Below are 16,324 nucleotides of genomic sequence, written 5' to 3'. Positions count from 1 at the left end.
TCTACATTCTGCCGCGCCAGGCAAGACTTCGTGCACCGGTCGGTCAGATACGGGGGGTGGGTACGCCCGGGTCCTCAGTCCGTGACCACGTACCGCGGGTAGGTCCGCTTGGCCGCGGCGGCGGCTGCGAGATCGATGTCGCGGAGGACGACCGGCTCGCCCGCCGTGGTGACCGCCAGTTCGCCGCCGTCGGGATCGATGATCCAGCCCGCCCCACCCATCACCGTGCCCGCAACCTCCTCCGCGCGGTTGCTCGACACGCAGAACGCGCCGCTGGTCACGGCGTGCACGGCACCGCCGGCGAGCCACTTCTGGGTCGTCTCGATGGGCGTGGCCCGCGGCACCACGATCACGTCGGCGCCGGTGAACGCGTGCTGGGTGAACCACATCTCGGTGCAGACGGTGATCCCGAGCCGGCCCACGGGGGTGTCCGCGACCGGGAAGTGGACAGGCCCGCGCCGGTACCAGCTCGCCTCCCAGAACCCGGTTTCGTCGGGAAGGTAGGTCTTGGCGTGCACCACGTGCAGTCCGGTGTCCGCCGACCACCAGAAAGCGTCGTTGAATCCGTCGGCGCGCGCCACGGTGCCCACCACCACCCGGGCCGGCAGATCGGCCAGTCGCGAGAGGTCCTGCTGGGCCGCGGCTGCCTCCCAGGCCGTCGGCAACACCTCACGGGTCGCGCACAACCACGGCATGAAGGCCAGTTCCGGCAGCACCAGCAGGTCGACCGGCTCCACCGCACGGACGGTCTCCCACGTGCGCTGCGGGTCCGAACAGTCGATCCCCAGCGCCGCGACTTTCACCGGTGGGCCCGGGTGCGCGCTCTGGTGACGGCGTCCCCGATCGCCACCCCGGCCGGTTCGGAGGCCAGGTAGTGCGTCTCGCCGTGCATGCCCAGGCCCAAGCTGGCGAAGGTGTCGATGGCCTGTGGATACCACAGATGGATGCCGTCGCCGCCGGTCACCCAGTCGCCCTTGTTGACGAGGTTCACCCAGGTCGTCACCGGGCCGGTGGGGAACTGCCCGCGGTACTCCGCGAGGGTCCGCCGCCAGGGTTTGCGGGCCATCGGGCTGCCGATGGTCAGCAGCAGTTCCACGTGGGTGTCCTTGGGCAGGTAGTGCAGCAGATCGAACGCGACCACGGCCCCGAGGCTGTGCCCGACGATCAGCAGGTCGCCCTTGGGCAGTTGCTCGAGGCATCGGGCCCGCACCGCCGCCCTGACCTCGGGATTGGCCCGGTAGCGCTGGATCTCGGGCATCCGGCTCATGAGGAACCGGGTGACCCATTCCTTGGGGAAGAAGTCGTAGGGGCTGGTGGGGCGCCGGGTGTAGGGGTGCATGCCCAGCCGGACCATGCGCTGGTGGCGGGCGTAGTCCGCGGACGGCTCGGTCGCCTCGATCTCGCGCTCGGGCATCGAGGCGAGCACGTCGTGCAGGACGTCGGCGTAGTCCACTTCGAAGACGTCGATGTCGTCGGCCAGTGGCTCCCGGCCGGATGTGGTGAGGCCGGTGTTGATCGCGCCCACCCAGTCACCGCTCTGGGCCCAGCGTCCGTGGATGAAGACCAACGACGCTTTCACATCTTCACTGTAAGACGCGTTCGATCAGACGAGTTCGTAGTCCCCGGCCTCGGCCAGCGCGAAGCGGACCTGCTGCGCGTCGAGCGCCCCGGTGGCGTCCACGGTCACGGTGGAGACGCCATCCGGGACGAGGTCGACGCTGACGGCCGAGACGCCGTCCAGCGCGGTGAGTTCCTCGGTCACGGCGTGCACGCAGTGCCCGCACGTCAAACCGCGCACCTTCAGTTCCTGGCTCATGACCGCACCAATCTGGCAATGGCTGCCGATAGTTCCAAGACTTTCGCCTCCGGGTCGACGCCCTCCTGGCTGGCCTCGCGCACGCAGGTCTGCAGGTGCTGCTCGACGAGTTGGATGGCGAACGACTCCAGCGCCCGGGTGGTGGCCGACACCTGCGTCAGCACATCCACGCAGTCACTCTCGCTGTCGATGAGCCGCTGCAGGCCGCGCACCTGTCCCTCGATGCGGCGCAGTCGATGGATCTGCGCCTTCTTGGTCTCGTCGTCGATCTGCATATGGGCGACCTTTCGTCGTTCGGGGCAACACGATACGCCACCGGGGTATTCCCACGGCGTCATGCCATGGCGCCGCGGAGGAAGGGGGAGAGGTTCGGTCATCGGGGAGCGAAACTGCGCGGTTGGATCGCTCCCGGGTGTCGGTTTCGCTAACGCCTGGCGCTGGAGTGGGCGAGTGGGGGCGGCGTCGGCTTCGCTGGGCCTCCGCGGCGGAAGGGGGGAGAGGTTCGGGCGTCGGGGAGCGAAACTGCGCGGCCGGATCGCTCCCGGGTGTCGGGGTCGGTAGCACGGGGTCGCGGTTCCCGCGGTTGCGTGCGCGCTTGGTGGATCGGGGAGTGTTGCGGTCATCGGGGAGCGAAACTGCGCGGTTGGATCGCTCCCGGGTGTCGGTTTGGCTAACGCCTGGCGCTGGCGCGCACGCTCGCCCGTAGCGCCTGGTGGTCGCCGCGGTTGATGTCCGCGTAAGACGTGGCGAAATCCGTGATGGCCTCGTCGAAGTCGTCGTCGTCGCCGAGGTACCCCGCGATCAGGGCGGAGTTGCCGCCCCGAGCGTGCGCCCGGGCCAGTACCGCACCGCAGACCTGGCCGTAGATGGACAGTTCGTCGGGGTCCAGATCACCGGGCTCGATGGCGCCCTTCATGTCCTGCAACTGCCGCACGTAGAAGTCGAACGGGTGCGCACCGAAGCTGTGGGACCAGCCCAGGAGGGGGTCGCCGACCACTTGCAGCACCCGCTGTCCCACGACCACCCGCTTGCCGGATTCGCCGAACTCGCTGGGGCCCAGGTACGGCTCGAGCACTGATTGGGTCGCCTGCTTGACCTGCAGGATCAAGTGCTCCTTGTCCCCGGTCTGCAGCAGCAGCACCAGAGCCAGAGTGCCGACGCTCCCGACGCCGACGACCTTCTGCGCGACGTCCACGTAGGAGAACCGCATCAGCAGCGCGATGCGATCCGGTTGCAGCGTGGCCAGGTACTGCGCGTAGACGGCGGCGAGGTCCTGTTCGACCCGAGCGGAGTCGGCCTGCGGGACCGGCACCAGCAAGGGCGGGTCGGCCCGGAACCGGCGGACACCGTCGACCTCCTCGGTGAAACGGGCCACGGCGCTGTCACCCGTGCGCTTGCCGGCGCGTCTGCCCGCCTTCTCCACGGCCTTGCCCAGCGGGGTCTTGCGCGCCGCCTGCAGCAGGTCGTCGAAGTCGAGTGCCGCCGACCAGACCGTCAGAGCCGGCATGCGGCACAACGTCTCCATCGTCTCGCGGTAGGACCGCACCGCCGCCAGGGAGGCCTTGCGGATCTGCTTGTCCTTGTGGTCGTTGACCTCGCCGGCCACCGCGAGGCTTGCGGCCATCCGCTTGACGTCCCACTCGAACGGCCCCGGCAGCGTCTCGTCGAAGTCGTTGAGGTCGAAGACCAGCGTGCGTTCTGGGGAGGCGAACAGCCCGAAGTTCGCGATGTGGGCGTCGCCGCACAACTGCACCGTGATGCCACTGTTGGGCGTGCGGCTCAGGTCGTCGGCCATGACGATGGCAGCGCCGCGCAGGAATGCGAACGGGTCGGCGGACATGCGATCGTGGCGCAGGGCGATCAGTGACTGCAGGCGGTCTCGCTCCTGCCCGGCCAGCAGGCCGAGTGCGTCCCCGCGCTGCTCGGGAACTGCGGCCAAGGCGTCCAGCGGTACCCGCTTGCGGGTCGCGCGACCCTCGGCGCGGCGCTTGCGCCGGCTCGGGCGGGGTGTGCCGAATGCGGCAGCGCTGCCTGTGCTGTCGGACATGTCTCTTGCTTACCCCGTCGCCGCACCGGTTGCGTGCTGAACGCGGGCAGCCTGCGAGACTTCGGGCATGGTGGATCTGGAGGAGGCGCTGGCCCTCACTGCAATCGACGCCGGCTGGACCGCGGTGGTCCCGGAGGGCTGGTCGCAGGGCCGTACGACGTTCGGCGGGCTGGTCGCCGGGTACCTCGTGCGTGCCGCGCAGGCAGCCGACGAGCGATCGATCCGCAGCGCGGACATCTACTTCCTGGAACCGGTGGCGCCCGGGCCGATCAGCCTGCGCCTCGACGGCCGCCGGGCCGGCCGGAACATGACCCACCTGGCGGTGGTGCTGGAGCAGAACGGGAAGCAGGCGGCTGTGGGCCGCTTCCTGCTGGCTGCACCGGGGGCGGGGCCGCTGGACAGCGTGCCGGACGTGCCGGAGCCGGAACGCACCTTCGAGCAGGCCGTCGAGGCGCCGCACATCGAGGGGCTCACGCCGGTGTTCCTGCAGAACCTGCAGGTGCGCTACGGCGAGGGGGACTTCCCGATGAGCGGCTCGCAGCGCGCGGTGACCGGCGGCTGGGTGCGCAACCAGGGTCCGGCGCTCGGGGTCGCGGCACTGATGTGCCACATCGACGCCTGGCCGCCCCCGGTGATGTCGCTGGTGTCCAAGCCGGTGGCCGCCAGCAGTGTGCGCTGGCACGTGCACTTCCACGGTGACGTGGACAACTGCGACGGCCAGCAGTGGTCGTGGCTGCGCGAGGAGGCAAGCTGGCGCAGCGGCCCGCTGTCGACCGTGACCGGGATGCTGGTCCGCAACGGGGTACCGGTGGCCTACAGCGAGCAGACGCAGGTGATGTACGTCTGAGGGTGCGTTGCGTTGCCCACCCGCCGTGCCCCAGCACCTGACACACTGGCGGACATGTTCCGCCGCCGAACCGCACACTGGTGGCTCGCGGCGTACCTCGTGGCGTCCCTGGTCAACGTGTTCGTGTCCGTGCCGGTTGTTGATATGACCTCGAAGACGCTGCTCATGCCGCTGCTGCTGGCCTATTTCGTCTCCAGCCTCGATGGCCTGCGCAATCAACTGGTGACCTGCGTGGGCGTGGCGCTCGTGTTCTCCTGGGTGGGCGACCTGCTGCTCATGGGCGATGGCGACATCTTCTTCGTGCTCGGGATCGCCGCGTTCCTCGGCGCGCAGATCTGCTACATCGTCGGGTTCCGCCCCTACACCGCACTGGGTCCGCTGCGCCGCCGGCCCTGGCTGGCGCTGCCCTACCTGGTGTACGGGGTGCTGCTGCTCGCGTTACTGCTGCCGGGCCTCGGGGGTCTGGCCGTAACGGTGGTGGTCTACGCCGCGGCACTGGTCACGATGGCGGTCCTGGCCACCGGGGTCTCGCCGGCGGCGGCGGTGGGTGGTGCCTTCTTCCTGCTCTCCGACAGCCTCATCGCGCTGACCGAACTGTCCGATGTGCTGCCGGACGGTGCCAGCGCGTTCATCATGCCCACCTACCTCGTCGGGCAGTTGCTGCTGGTGGTCGGGGTGCTGCAGAATCTCGGCCGGGTGCGCAGTGTGCGTGACCTGCTGCCCGCTTGAGAGTCAGTCCAGGAACTCCTGCGGGTCGGCCGGTTTGCCGAAGTAGAATCCCTGGCCGCGCTGGAAACCCAGGGCCGCGGCGGCCTCGGCCTGGGCCCGCGTCTCGACCCCCTCGGCGACACAGGACAGGCCCAGGCGATCGGCCAGGCCGACGATCTCGGCGAGCAGTCGTTCCGGTGCGCCCCCGCGCGTCGCGTAAACGGTCAGCGCTCGGTCGACCTTCAACGTGGTGGCCCGCACGTCGGGCAGCGTGGCAAGGTCCACCGGCACGCGCCCGAACGCATCGAGGGTGACGCCCACGCCGTGCTCGGCCAGCGTGTGCAGGCGGGACAGGGAGGCGGGGTCCGCGGCGGCCGGCAGCACCACCTCCAGGTCCAGCCGGTGGGCGGGCACCCCGGCTCGGTCCAGGCTGGACAGCACGGTGTCGGGGAAACTCTCCTCGGCCAGTTCGGTCCAGGACACGTTGGCCGACACCCGCACCCGCTCGGGCAGCGCGGCCGCGAACCACAGCGTCTGCCGCAGGATGCTGCGGCCGATCTGGACGATCGCCCCGGTCTCCTCCGCGGTCTGCAGGAAGTCCGCCGGGGACAGCCGCCCGACCGCGGGCAGGTCCCAGCGCACCAAGGACTCGTACCCGGTCATGCGCCCGTCGCGCAGGTCGACGATCGGCTGGACGAGCATGCGGATCTCGTCGTTGAGAGCCGCCGTGCGCAGTGCCGGTGCGATCTGGGCGGGGTCGCGTTTGGCGTCGCGGTCGGCCGGCTCGAAGACGTGGACCGAGCCCCGCCCGTCCAGTTTGGCCGCGTACATCGCCGCGTCAGCATCGGCGAGCAGCGCGGCGATCTCGCGGCTGTCCGGTGCGCTGCGGCCCGGATGCATGGCGATGCCCACACTCACCCCGAAGTGCAGCGGTCGGCCCTCGACGACGATCGGATGAGTGAGGGCGGCCTGCAGGTCCTTGGCGAACACCTGGGCGGTCTGTTCGTCGGCAATGTCCTCGAGCAGCACGACGAACTCGTCGCCGCCGAAGCGCGCCACGACGTCGGACTGGCGCGCAGTGTTCTGCAGGCGGCGGGCGATGGCCTCGAGGACCTGGTCACCCACGGCATGGCCCTGCGAGTCGTTGATCTGCTTGAAACGGTCGACGTCGCAGAACAGCAGGGCGACGCCGCCGCCGGTGCGCGCCGAACGGATCAGCGCCTGGCCGAGACGGTCGACCATCACCATGCGGTTGGGCAGACCGGTGAGGGGGTCGTGGGTGGCCCGGTGGGCGAGCTTGGCGCTGCAGGTGTTTGCGGAAGGAGATGTCGATGTGCCGCACGACCGCGCCCCCGGCTGGCAGCGGGTCGACCTGCAGGCTGAACGAGCGACGCCCAGCGTCCACGTCGGTGTCGTAGTCCGACTGGAACCCCGGCAGCGCACCGGCCAGGACGGCGCGGATCCCGTCGGCTGCGATGCGCGCCGGGCGGGAGCCCTGCGCCTCGAGCGTTGCCGGGTAGTGCGTGCCCACTCGGCTCCTGGCCACCACCGCACTCTGCGGGGCGGGAGTGTCGGACCATGCCCCGTTGACCCGCACCACCACCCCGTCGGGGTCGAGGACGGCGGCCTGGTCGCTGAGGGCTTCGAGCACGCCGTCGGCCGCGCCGCACTGGAGCAGGCGCAGCACCCCGGCAGCCTCGTCGAGGATCCGCTGCAGGAGCGCTGGCGGCTGGTCGGTGACCACGGCGATCACCGCGACCGGCTCCGCGGCGGGGTCGGCGGGCGTGCGCACGAGCGTGGGCGGGGCGCCGAACACCTCGGTGAGGCCGGCAGGGTCCGGCAGCCGTTCGGGCGCTCCGGTCACCCCGTGCGCCCCTGCCAGCGTCCATCCGTCGGGGGTCGCCACCCACAGGGCGGCCCGGTCAGCAGCCAGGCGCGCGAACACTGCCTCGACCACGAATCGCAGACCGCTCGCAGGATCGCTCACGGTGGGAATGATCGGCGGGTGCCGGGGGTCACCTTGAGGCCGGCTACTCCGTCTCGGGCGGGTGCGGTGGTGCGATCGCCGGACCGGTCGCCACGCCGTGGCCGTGCTCCTCGAACCGCTTCTGCGAGGCGACCACCTCCCGCTCGGCGGCCTCCCTGCCCTCCCATGTCGCCCCCTCGACGGACTTGCCGGGCTCGAGGTCCTTGTAGACCTCGAAGAAGTGCTGCACCTCAAGGCGGTCGAACTCGGCCATGTGGTAGATGTCGCGCAGGTGCTCCAGCCGGGGGTCGGCGACCGGCACGCAGATCAACTTGTCGTCGCCGCCGGCCTCGTCGGTCATACGGAACATCCCGATGGTGCGACAGCGGATCAGGCAGCCCGGGAACGTGGGCTCGTCCAGCAGGACCAGCGCATCAAGGGGGTCGCCGTCCTCCCCGAGGGTGTTGTCCACGAAACCGTAGTCGTGGGGATAGCGAGTGGACGTGAACAGCATGCGGTCGAGTTTCAGGCGTCCCGACACGTGGTCGACCTCGTACTTGTTCCGGCTGCCGGCCGGGATCTCGATCGTGACATCGAATTCCACTGTCGCTCCTGACTCCTGCTGGTATGGCCTAGTGTTCACCACGTGAGGGTGTCGAAGCCTGTCAGGGCCGGGGCCACGGCGCTGCTGGCGATGGGACTGACCGTCACACTTCAGAGTGCCGCAGGTGCCGTTGATGTGCCACCGGACTACCAGGTGCTCGCACCCGTGGACGGTATCCGGCCGGTGGACCGCACGCGCCTGGCCCGCAAGGTCGACGCCGCGTGGAAGGACCGCGCACTGGGTTCGGTGAAGGGGTTGGCGTTCGACGCTTTCGCCAGTCCGGCCGAACTTGAGGTGGAACGGGCGGCAGACTCCGCGCTGATGCCCGCATCGACCACGAAGCTGCTCACCGCCGCTGCGGTGCTGAAGGTGTTCGGCCGGAGGCGCGCTTCGTCACCCGGGTGACGCGCGACGGCTCCACGATCGTGCTGGTCGGCGGCGGTGACCCGCAGTTGACGACATTTTCCACCGGGCGGGGGATCAACGCCAACGCCTCCTTGGCGCGCCTGGCCCGGCTGACGGCTGCTGCTCTGCGGGAGGCCGGCGTCGGTGCGGTGCAGTTGCGCTACGACGCCTCGTTGTTCGCGCCACCGGCGCAGGCGCCCTTCTGGGGTGACGACTTCCTGACCATCGGCGTGGTTGCGCCGATCACGGCGCTGTCGGCCGACGGCGGGCGGGCGAACCCGCCGGCCGCCCCGCGCTCGGCCGATCCGCCGCGGACCGCCGCCGAGGCGTTCGCCCGGTTGCTCCAGAACCGTGGTATCGACGTGACGGGGCCGCCGCAGCCGGGCAACGGATCGGGCGAGGCGATCTCGCAGGTATCGTCGCCGCCGCTGTCCGACCTCGTGGAGCACATGCTGCTCGTGTCCGACAACACGGAAGCGGACATCCTGGCCCACCACGTGGGCCGTGAGGTCCTCGAGGCACCCACCTTCGCCGGCGGGGCCAGGGCCACGCTGGAGGTGCTGGCCGATCTCGGGATCGACACCGAGGGCCTGGTGCTCAACGACGGCAGCGGCCTGTCGCGCGACAACCGCATCAGTCCCCGGCAGTTGGTGCAGGTGCTGAACACGGCAATGCAGACGGATCCCGGTCGGCTGTGGCCGGTCTACACAGGGCTGCCGGTGGCCGGTTTCGACGGTTCGCTGGCGGTGCGGTTCGCCTCGCCGGCTGCGCGTCCGGGACGCGGCGCGGTGTCCGGGAAGACCGGCACGCTCACGGGGACGTCGGCGCTGGCCGGGCTGGTCAGCGACCGCGACGGGCAACTGCTGACGTACGCGGTGATGGCCAACGACATCAGTGTCTGGACCGCCTCCGGGGCGATCGATGAACTGGTGGCCCGGGTGGCCGGATGCCGGTGCGCCGGGGATTGACGGCCGGGATCAGGGGCCGGCTTTGCGGCGGAACTGCTTGTCGCCGCTGGCCGGGCCGCGGGTCTCCGGGGCCTTCTGCTTGCGATGCTCCTCGTGACCCTCAGCGGAGTCGTGCGGGCGCTTGCGATCCAACGCCTCGCGCATCTTGGCCTTGATGTCTTCGTTGTCCGTCATGGGCGCTCCCCTAGTCGACGAGTCCAGCCTCGCATACCCTGACAGGCGATGACGAGGCACTTCCAGTCCACGCCCGATTCAGGCAAGCTCGCCGTGGCGGGTGAGTGGGAATGTGCCGTGGGATTCCGGCCGGGGGAGGTGCCGGACCTCGGGGGGATCAGCGATGAGGTGGCCTGTGAGGCGTTCTTCGGGGACGCCTTCTTCGGTGTCCGGCGGCGGGGTCCCGTCGCGGCGCTCGAAGCCTTCGTGACGGCTTTCACCGGCGCCATGGCCGCAGCTGCCGACGGCCCATCGTTCTTCACCGCGGTGCGCACGGACTTGGGGATCCCATTGCGGGAGACGTTCCTGTTCGCCGAACTCGGGGCGGAGGGCGCCTGGCACAGTATGGGCGCCGTCCGCCTCGACATGCCGGTGGTGTGGGAGAAGATCACTGCCACGCCGGTGTGGCAGGACACGACACATGCCAAGGCGGTCGAGTTCTGCTACGACAACGGCGACGATACGACCCACTGGTTCGCTCTGCCTGTCTCGCGGGACGGTCGGATGGTGCCAGCATTGCTGTCGCAGGCACTGCTATTCGAGCAGGCGCTGGCCCACCCGGCGTAGGTCGGGGGGGCGGCCGGGCTGGACGACATGGCTGAGCACGACCCGAACAATGGTGTCGACCGCATCGGTGAGGTGAGGCCCGGCGACCTGGGGGTGGGCGGCCAGCAGACCGGCCTCGGCCCGGGCCGAGGCGGTGTCCAGCAGGGGTAGCGATTGTGAGGTGAGCAGCGGCAGCAGCGGTGACGGGCTGCCGGCCGCGGCGCCGAGGGCCGCCTTGAGCAGAGGGTTCTGGGCGGCCAGTGCGAACACCTGCGTGCCCGCGCGATGTACCGAGTCCCCGGGGGAGTCCCCGGCGGCCAGGCCGGCGTCGACCACCTCCAGGAACCGCAGCAGTTCGCGGGTGATTAGCGCCTCGGCCACCTGCTGCTTGTTGCCGAACTCGTTGTAGACGCTCTGCCTGCTGACTCCTGCCGCGTCGCCGAGGCGGGCCATCGTGATCCCCGCCCAGCCCTGTTCGGCGGTGATGGTGAAGGCGGCGTCGAGGATCCGGTCGCGGGTGCTCACGCCGGGACGAAGTCGATCTTCTCGCGCACACCGCAGTCCGGGCAGGCCCAGTCGTCGGGCACGTCTACCCACGCCGTGCCGGCCGGGAAGCCCTCGCGGGGTTCGCCGGCGTCCTCGTCGTAGACGTAGTCGCAGCTGTCGCAGCGGAAACGGCTCATGGCGCCGACGGTACCGGGGGTCCGGACACCACAAGTGGGCGCTGCGCGGCGCTGGCTGCCCGTTTCCGCCCAGTTGTGGGCCGGGTATGTGCGGTTCGTCCCTTTTGGGCGGGGGTGCGGACACCATAAGTGGGCGTGACGGGACCGGTGTCGCCCAGTTGTGGCGGGGTCATGGCGCAGCCGACGGCACCGGATACCGCGAGAGGACCTTCTCCCGCTTCCCGGGCAGGATGTTCGCGCGGCCCATGTCGCCGCCGAAGTGGGCGGCGACCCGCGGGTCCATCACGCGGTACCACAGCGGCGGGAACAGTGCCAACAGGATCATCCCCGCGTAGCCGGTCGGCAGCACCGGCGCCTCGTCGACGTCGCGAAGGGCCTGGTAGCGGCGGGTGGGGTTCGCGTGGTGGTCGCTGTGGCGCTGCAGGTGGTACAGCAGCACATTCGTGGCGATGTTGTTGCTGTTCCAGCTGTGGCTGGCGCGTACGCGCTCCCAACGTCCGGTGTGCTCCTTGCGGCGCAACATCCCGTAGTGCTCGAGGTAGTTGACCGCCTCCAGTAGCACGATGCCCACCGCCGCCTGCAGCATCAGGTACGGCAGGATCGCGATCCCGAAGCCGATCAGCAGAGCCGCCCACAGCACCATGGACATGAGCCAGGCGTTGAGCACGTCGTTGCGGATCGACCAGTACGACTGGTTGCGGCGTTTGAAGCGGGGCTGCTCCAGGCGCCAGGCGTTGTGCAGGCTGCCCACGACGGTGCGCGGCAGGAAGCCGTAGAGACTCTCCCCGACCCTGCTGCTGGCGGGATCTTCGGGGGTGGCCACGCGCACGTGGTGACCCCGGTTGTGCTCGATGTAGAAGTGCCCGTAGAACGACTGTGCCAGGGCGATCTTGGCCAGCCAGCGCTCAACCTTCTCCTTCTTGTGGCCGAGTTCGTGGGCGGTGTTGATCCCGATGCCGGCGACCATCCCCACCGTGAGGGCCAGCCCGGTCTTGTCCACCACGCTCAGGGCGTCGCCGGCCCACAGCCAGCACGCCCACAGCAGTGCGGCGTACTGCAGGGGGAGGAAGGCGAAGGTGATCCACCGGTAGTACTTGTCGACCTCCAGGGCGGCGATGACGTCGTCGGGCGGGTTGTCCCGGTCGATGCCCGCCAGCAGGTCGATCATCGGGATGACGGCGAAGATCAGGATCGGCCCGATGAACCAGAACACCCCCCACCCGGTGACCGTCGCCAGGGCGCCACCGAGGAAGGGGAACAGCGGCACCACCAGGCCGAACAGCCAGAGGTAGCGCTTGTGGTCGGTCCACTCCATGATCGCCTCCGCAGGTTTACAGGAGGGTAGCCTTTGTAAAGTCAGCGGTCAAGCAGGGCTTCCTCGAAGAACCCGATGACCCGCTGCTCCCAGGCGCCCGGATCCGTGGCCAGCGCACCCACGTGCCCGGCACCCTCGACGGCCCAGATCTCGACCGTGGGACTGTCTGCGGCGTGGTACGTCGCTGCGTACAGTTCGTCGGGCCGCTGGCCGGCCGTGATGAGCAGGACCGGCCGGTCGCCGATGGCCGACAGGGACTCCTGCAGGCCGCCGGGAGCGGAGTACGGGGTCAGCAGGCCGGTGATGGCCTGCTTGGCGTGCTCGAGGCCGAGTTGGAGCCCACCCCGGGTGCCGTAGCGGTCCGGCAGCCAGGCCAGGTCCGCGGCCACGCGGTTGGTGGCGCCCTCGGCGACGACCGCGGCGATGCCGGGATCACCGGCGGCGGCCCCCAGCACCTGCTCGCCACCCATGGACAGCCCGAGGGCGCCGACCGAGCGCACGCCCGGTTGCGCGGAGGTGAACGTGACCGCAGCCGTCACATCCTCGTCCCCGGCCCATCCGAAGTCCATCGCCCGGCCGCTGCTGGCACCGTGCCCCCGCGGGTCGTAGACCAGTACCCCGAAGCCCGCTTCAGCCAACCGGCCGGCCTGTTCCGCGGCGCCGGTGCGCGAGGAGCCGGACCCGGGAACCACCACGACCGCCGCGCCGTTGTCCGTGCCGGCGTACCACCCGCGCAGCGTGACGCCGTCGGAGGTCTCGAAGACGACCTCGCTGAAGCCGGCTGGCGGTTCCCCTGGAGTATCCGCGGCCAGGGGCTGGGTGGTCAGCAGGGGGATCACGAGCAGGTACAGGCCGATGAGACCGGCCAGGGCCAGGCCGGCTGCGCCGAGGAGCCGGACCGGCCAGGACAGTGCGCGCAGGAGGATCCGGGAGCCGACGGCCACCAGGAACACAGCGGCGACCACGGCCACCAGGGACAGGGTGAACCGCCCAGCAAGGACGTGGCGGACACCGACCGCGAGCCCCAGGGCGAGGCCCACTACGCCCCAGATCACTAGCAATGCCCCGGTCCCGCGGGCCTGCGAGCGCCGGACGGCCAGCACGCTGACGGCCGCGATGACGACCACGCCGGCCTTCGTCCAGATGCCCGGGCCGGACAGCGCTAGGAGGCTGAACGCCACCGTCAGGATCGCGGCCGTCAGCCAGTTCCGCAGTGCTCGCTCGCGCACGAATCCAGGCTACCGGCCACTAGGGTGGCTGCATGCAGATCGAGATCAAGCACTCCCCGGCCTTCGCCAGCGCCACCCTGACCCTCGGGCCCAACGAGCAGATCAAAGCCGAAGCCGGCGCGATGGTCTACAAGACCCCGAGCGTGAACATCGAGACCAGCACGCAGGGCGGCTTCATGAAGGGCCTGCGGCGTTCACTGGGCGGCGAGAGCTTCTTCATGAACACGTTCACCGCCGGCCCGGAGGGCGGGGAGGTCGGGGTCGCACCTGAACTCGCCGGGGACATTGTGACGTGGACGCTGGCGGGGCAGACCGTGTTCCTGCAGTCCGGCGCGTACCTGGCGTCGGCGATGGGGGTCGAGGTCGATTCCAAATGGGGTGGGGCGAAGACGTTCTTCAGCGGTGAGGGCTTGATCATCCTGCGGGTCAGCGGGCACGGTGAGGTACTCGTCAGTTCCTACGGGGCGATCGAATCGCGAGAACTCCAACCCGGCCAGACCCTCACGGTCGACACCGGGCACGTGGTGGCGTGGTCGGAGGGGGTCACCTACCAGGTGCGCAAGGTCGGCAACTGGAAGTCGACCTTCCTGTCCGGCGAGGGTTTGGTCGTCGACCTCACGGGCCCGGGCGTGATCTACACGCAGAGCCGCAGCCCGCAGGCCTTCCTGAACTGGCTCATCCCCAAACTGCCCACCAACAACAGCAACTGAGCGAGCCTCAGGTCCGGTGGACCCGGGGGGTCATGATCCCCGGGTGGTCGGCCGGCAGGCTGCGCCGGATCGCCCACCAGCTCGTGGCGATCACCAGCAGCACCATCGGCCAGCCCAGCAGGACGCGGGAGATGCCCAGGCCCACCAGGTTGTCGGTCAGGTACAGGGGTGTGTTCACCGCGGCGCGCACGAGGAACGATCCCGCCCAGATCCACGATGCGCGGCTGTAGGCCCGCACCAGATCCGGGTCCTGGCGCCACGCGGTGCGCTGCCCGATGGCGAACCCGATGACCACTCCCAGTAGCGGCCAGCGGGCCAGGATCGACGCCGCCCACACCAGTGCGGAGGCGATGTTGGCCAGCAGGCTGGGCAGGAAGTAGTCGGCGGCGTTCCCGGTGCGCGCGGCGACCACGGCGGCAATGGCGACTCCGGCCAGACCTCCGACGACCCGCACCGGCTTCTCCCGGCGGACCAGCCGTGCTCCCGCCAGTACGGCCGCCGTGAGCAGGGCCGCCACCAAGGCGGTCGTCAATTGTGATCCGGTCACGAGGTACGCGACGACGAAGACCACACTGGGCAGGGCCGACTCCAGGGCCCCGCGCCGCCCGCCGAGCAGGTCGTGCAGCGGGTTGGAGGTCACCGAACCGGGCACCGTCCCATCATCGCCGAGTCCGGTGGCGCGCGTGGTGCACCGCCCCTGCCCTAGCCTCGAAGCCGAGGCTGAAGGAGGTCCGGTGTCCGATCCGCTGTGCCGGCTGACCATCGGTAGTCGCGAGGCCGTGGCCCTCGCCCCCGCTCTGGTCGAAGGCAGCGCGGACATGCTCGGCCTGTCGACAGCCGACCGGGTGCGGCTGCGGGCGCTGACCGTCGAGGTCCTCGATGCGGTGCTGCGCGACGCTTTCGGCCCCGACGACCCGGTGGACCTCGACATCGAGGTCCTGCGCGATCCCGGCGACATGACTTTGGTCCTGCGCGACCGCGGCGCGCCCCTGGACTTCGGCACGGCCTACCCCCCGCGGGTGGCCGAACTCATCCGGCTGGGTTTCGCCGACGGCCTGACGTTCGCCAACGAGGGCCGAGCCGGCAACCGCACGGAGATCTCCAAGCGCCTGCGCTACGAGACGGTGAGCGAGGACGAGCAGTTCATCGCCGAGACCGAGTCCGACCCCACCCCGGCGCCGACCGTCGGTGAGGACGGTCAGGTGGTGGTGGACATCCGGCCCATGACCCTTGACGACGTCGTGGGGGTCGCCCGGTTGTTCTACCGCTGCTACGGCTACACGGTTTCGTACGCACCGGTGGTCTACGAACCGGAACGCCTGGCGGAGATGGTGCAGAGCGGCCGGCACCTGGCCACGGTGGCGGTGTCGCCGGATGGGCGCATCGTGGGGCACCTGGCCAGCGAGGTGCACGACCCGGATGCGACCACCGGGAAGATCGGGCTGCTGGCGGTCGACCCCGGCTACCGACGTCACGGGCTGTCCCTGCGCATCGGTTTCGCGCATGTCACGCGGCTGCTCGAGAAGGGTTTCGTGGGGCAGTACACCGAAGCCGTCACCGTGCACCTGGGCAGCCAGAAGGCGGCGCTCACAGGTGGCGGGCACGAGGTCGGCCTGCTGCTGGCCGCGCAGTCCAACGACTTGGACTTCCGCGGCTTCGACTCCGACGACCGGGTGCGCAAGGCCGTGATGCTCTTCTATGGTTCGTTTGGCAAGACCCCGCCGCGGGAGTGCTACGTGCCGCCGATCTACCGCGAGGTGGTGGAGCGCATCTACTCCGAGGGCAAGTTGCCGCGCACCGTGCACTCGCAGTATGAGCGCAACGCCGCCGCGAGTGAGGCGAAGTCCCGCTTCCGGCTGAGCCTGCGGCACGAGACCGGCGTGGCTTTCGTCTATGTCGAGGACTACGGGGAGGATTTCCTGGAGAACCTGCAGGAGCAGGTGCGGCAGTTGCGCATGAACCGCTTCGAACTCATCCTGGTCGTGCTCCCGCTCGGTGATCCGGCTACCAGTTACTTCGGGTCCGGGCTGCAGGAGATCGGCCTGTCGTTCAGCGGGATCTACCCGGAATACGCCGACGGGGATGTCCTGGTGCTGCAGAACCTCAACAACGTCGAGGTGCGGCCGGAGGAGATCAACGTGGCCTCCGACATGGGCACGTACCTGCGCGACTTCGTGCTGGCGGACTACAAGCGCGCCGCCGAACGGGTGGCGCAGCGGGAGCGCTCCCGGGCGCACATGGCGCGCATCTACGAAGCGCTCGACTGA

The 16,324-nt window shown here is 69.9% G+C and carries 20 protein-coding genes; 7 read left to right on the top strand and 13 right to left on the bottom strand.

What is annotated here, in order from left to right:
* Positions 1 to 74: 74 nt before the first annotated feature.
* The 5 genes from IPG68_15915 to IPG68_15895 form a co-directional block, all read right to left on the bottom strand.
* Positions 75 to 803 (bottom strand): carbon-nitrogen hydrolase family protein, encoded by a 729-nt coding sequence (locus tag IPG68_15915; GenBank protein ID MBK6764651.1) that lies wholly within the window; start codon positions 801 to 803, stop codon positions 75 to 77.
* Positions 800 to 1,579, bottom strand: coding sequence for an alpha/beta fold hydrolase (locus tag IPG68_15910; GenBank protein MBK6764650.1), 780 nt, complete (start codon positions 1,577 to 1,579; stop codon positions 800 to 802). The genes IPG68_15915 and IPG68_15910 overlap by 4 nt, the downstream gene beginning before the upstream one ends.
* Positions 1,580 to 1,603: 24 nt before the next feature.
* Entirely contained in the window at positions 1,604 to 1,816 is a 213-nt protein-coding gene (locus IPG68_15905; protein ID MBK6764649.1) for a heavy-metal-associated domain-containing protein, read from the bottom strand.
* Positions 1,813 to 2,091 (bottom strand): metal-sensitive transcriptional regulator, encoded by a 279-nt coding sequence (locus tag IPG68_15900; GenBank protein ID MBK6764648.1) that lies wholly within the window; start codon positions 2,089 to 2,091, stop codon positions 1,813 to 1,815. Before IPG68_15900 ends, IPG68_15905 begins: the two co-directional genes overlap by 4 nt.
* A gap of 395 nt (positions 2,092 to 2,486) precedes the next feature.
* Entirely contained in the window at positions 2,487 to 3,863 is a 1,377-nt protein-coding gene (locus IPG68_15895) for a DUF2252 domain-containing protein (GenBank protein MBK6764647.1), read from the bottom strand.
* A 67-nt stretch (positions 3,864 to 3,930) separates the two neighbouring features.
* Between IPG68_15895 and IPG68_15890 the strand changes: the two genes are divergently transcribed.
* Both IPG68_15890 and IPG68_15885 read left to right on the top strand, forming a co-directional pair.
* Positions 3,931 to 4,710, top strand: coding sequence for a thioesterase family protein (locus IPG68_15890; protein MBK6764646.1), 780 nt, complete (start codon positions 3,931 to 3,933; stop codon positions 4,708 to 4,710).
* A 54-nt stretch (positions 4,711 to 4,764) separates the two neighbouring features.
* On the top strand, positions 4,765 to 5,439 hold the full coding sequence (locus IPG68_15885) for a lysoplasmalogenase (protein ID MBK6764645.1): 675 nt from the start codon (positions 4,765 to 4,767) through the stop codon (positions 5,437 to 5,439).
* 3 nt (positions 5,440 to 5,442) lie between these two features.
* On the opposite strand, the gene IPG68_15880 is transcribed toward IPG68_15885, so the two are convergent.
* Together IPG68_15880 and IPG68_15875 are read right to left on the bottom strand one after the other, a co-directional pair.
* Complete coding sequence (locus IPG68_15880; protein ID MBK6764644.1) at positions 5,443 to 6,861, bottom strand: EAL domain-containing protein; 1,419 nt, start codon at positions 6,859 to 6,861, stop codon at positions 5,443 to 5,445.
* A 587-nt stretch (positions 6,862 to 7,448) separates the two neighbouring features.
* Complete coding sequence (locus tag IPG68_15875; GenBank protein ID MBK6764643.1) at positions 7,449 to 7,988, bottom strand: inorganic diphosphatase; 540 nt, start codon at positions 7,986 to 7,988, stop codon at positions 7,449 to 7,451.
* Between the two features lie 48 nt (positions 7,989 to 8,036).
* On the opposite strand from IPG68_15875, the gene IPG68_15870 reads away from it, so the two are divergent.
* Together IPG68_15870 and dacB are read left to right on the top strand one after the other, a co-directional pair.
* Entirely contained in the window at positions 8,037 to 8,393 is a 357-nt protein-coding gene (locus IPG68_15870; protein ID MBK6764642.1) for a D-alanyl-D-alanine carboxypeptidase, read from the top strand.
* Positions 8,390 to 9,361: a D-alanyl-D-alanine carboxypeptidase/D-alanyl-D-alanine-endopeptidase gene (gene dacB / locus IPG68_15865; GenBank protein MBK6764641.1), complete on the top strand. Its 972-nt coding sequence runs from the start codon at positions 8,390 to 8,392 to the stop codon at positions 9,359 to 9,361. The genes IPG68_15870 and dacB overlap by 4 nt, the downstream gene beginning before the upstream one ends.
* 9 nt (positions 9,362 to 9,370) lie before the next feature.
* Here dacB and IPG68_15860 read toward each other — a convergent pair whose 3' ends face one another.
* Positions 9,371 to 9,535, bottom strand: a complete 165-nt coding sequence (locus IPG68_15860) for a DUF5302 domain-containing protein (GenBank protein ID MBK6764640.1) — start codon at positions 9,533 to 9,535, stop codon at positions 9,371 to 9,373.
* Positions 9,536 to 9,583: 48 nt separating this feature from the next.
* Between IPG68_15860 and IPG68_15855 the strand changes: the two genes are divergently transcribed.
* Complete coding sequence (locus IPG68_15855) at positions 9,584 to 10,141, top strand: hypothetical protein (GenBank protein ID MBK6764639.1); 558 nt, start codon at positions 9,584 to 9,586, stop codon at positions 10,139 to 10,141.
* Here IPG68_15855 and IPG68_15850 read toward each other — a convergent pair.
* The 4 genes from IPG68_15850 to IPG68_15835 form a co-directional block, all read right to left on the bottom strand.
* Complete coding sequence (locus IPG68_15850; GenBank protein ID MBK6764638.1) at positions 10,109 to 10,645, bottom strand: TetR family transcriptional regulator; 537 nt, start codon at positions 10,643 to 10,645, stop codon at positions 10,109 to 10,111. The genes IPG68_15855 and IPG68_15850 overlap by 33 nt on opposite strands.
* Entirely contained in the window at positions 10,642 to 10,803 is a 162-nt protein-coding gene (locus IPG68_15845) for a rubredoxin (GenBank protein ID MBK6764637.1), read from the bottom strand. Before IPG68_15845 ends, IPG68_15850 begins: the two co-directional genes overlap by 4 nt.
* A 169-nt stretch (positions 10,804 to 10,972) precedes the next feature.
* Positions 10,973 to 12,118 (bottom strand): alkane 1-monooxygenase, encoded by a 1,146-nt coding sequence (locus IPG68_15840; GenBank protein MBK6764636.1) that lies wholly within the window; start codon positions 12,116 to 12,118, stop codon positions 10,973 to 10,975.
* Positions 12,119 to 12,159: 41 nt separating this feature from the next.
* A complete protein-coding gene (locus IPG68_15835) occupies positions 12,160 to 13,347 on the bottom strand; it encodes an alpha/beta fold hydrolase (protein MBK6764635.1) in 1,188 nt (395 codons plus the stop codon).
* A gap of 32 nt (positions 13,348 to 13,379) precedes the next feature.
* Here IPG68_15835 and IPG68_15830 point away from each other — a divergent pair, with 32 nt between their 5' ends.
* Positions 13,380 to 14,057 carry a TIGR00266 family protein gene (locus IPG68_15830; GenBank protein MBK6764634.1) on the top strand — a complete coding sequence of 226 codons (678 nt, stop codon included), beginning with the start codon at positions 13,380 to 13,382 and terminating at the stop codon, positions 14,055 to 14,057.
* Positions 14,058 to 14,064: 7 nt separating this feature from the next.
* Here the strand turns inward: IPG68_15830 and IPG68_15825 are convergent, their stop codons facing one another.
* Positions 14,065 to 14,820, bottom strand: coding sequence for a DUF3159 domain-containing protein (locus tag IPG68_15825; protein MBK6764633.1), 756 nt, complete (start codon positions 14,818 to 14,820; stop codon positions 14,065 to 14,067).
* On the opposite strand from IPG68_15825, the gene IPG68_15820 reads away from it, so the two are divergent.
* Positions 14,792 to 16,324, top strand: coding sequence for a GNAT family N-acetyltransferase (locus IPG68_15820; protein MBK6764632.1), 1,533 nt, complete (start codon positions 14,792 to 14,794; stop codon positions 16,322 to 16,324). The two genes, IPG68_15825 and IPG68_15820, sit on opposite strands and share 29 nt — an antisense overlap.

This window comes from Micrococcales bacterium, from assembly GCA_016703125.1.
Classification (GTDB): Bacteria; Actinomycetota; Actinomycetes; order S36-B12; family UBA10799; genus JADKAV01.
This window is presented reverse-complemented; position numbering and strand designations above follow the sequence as displayed.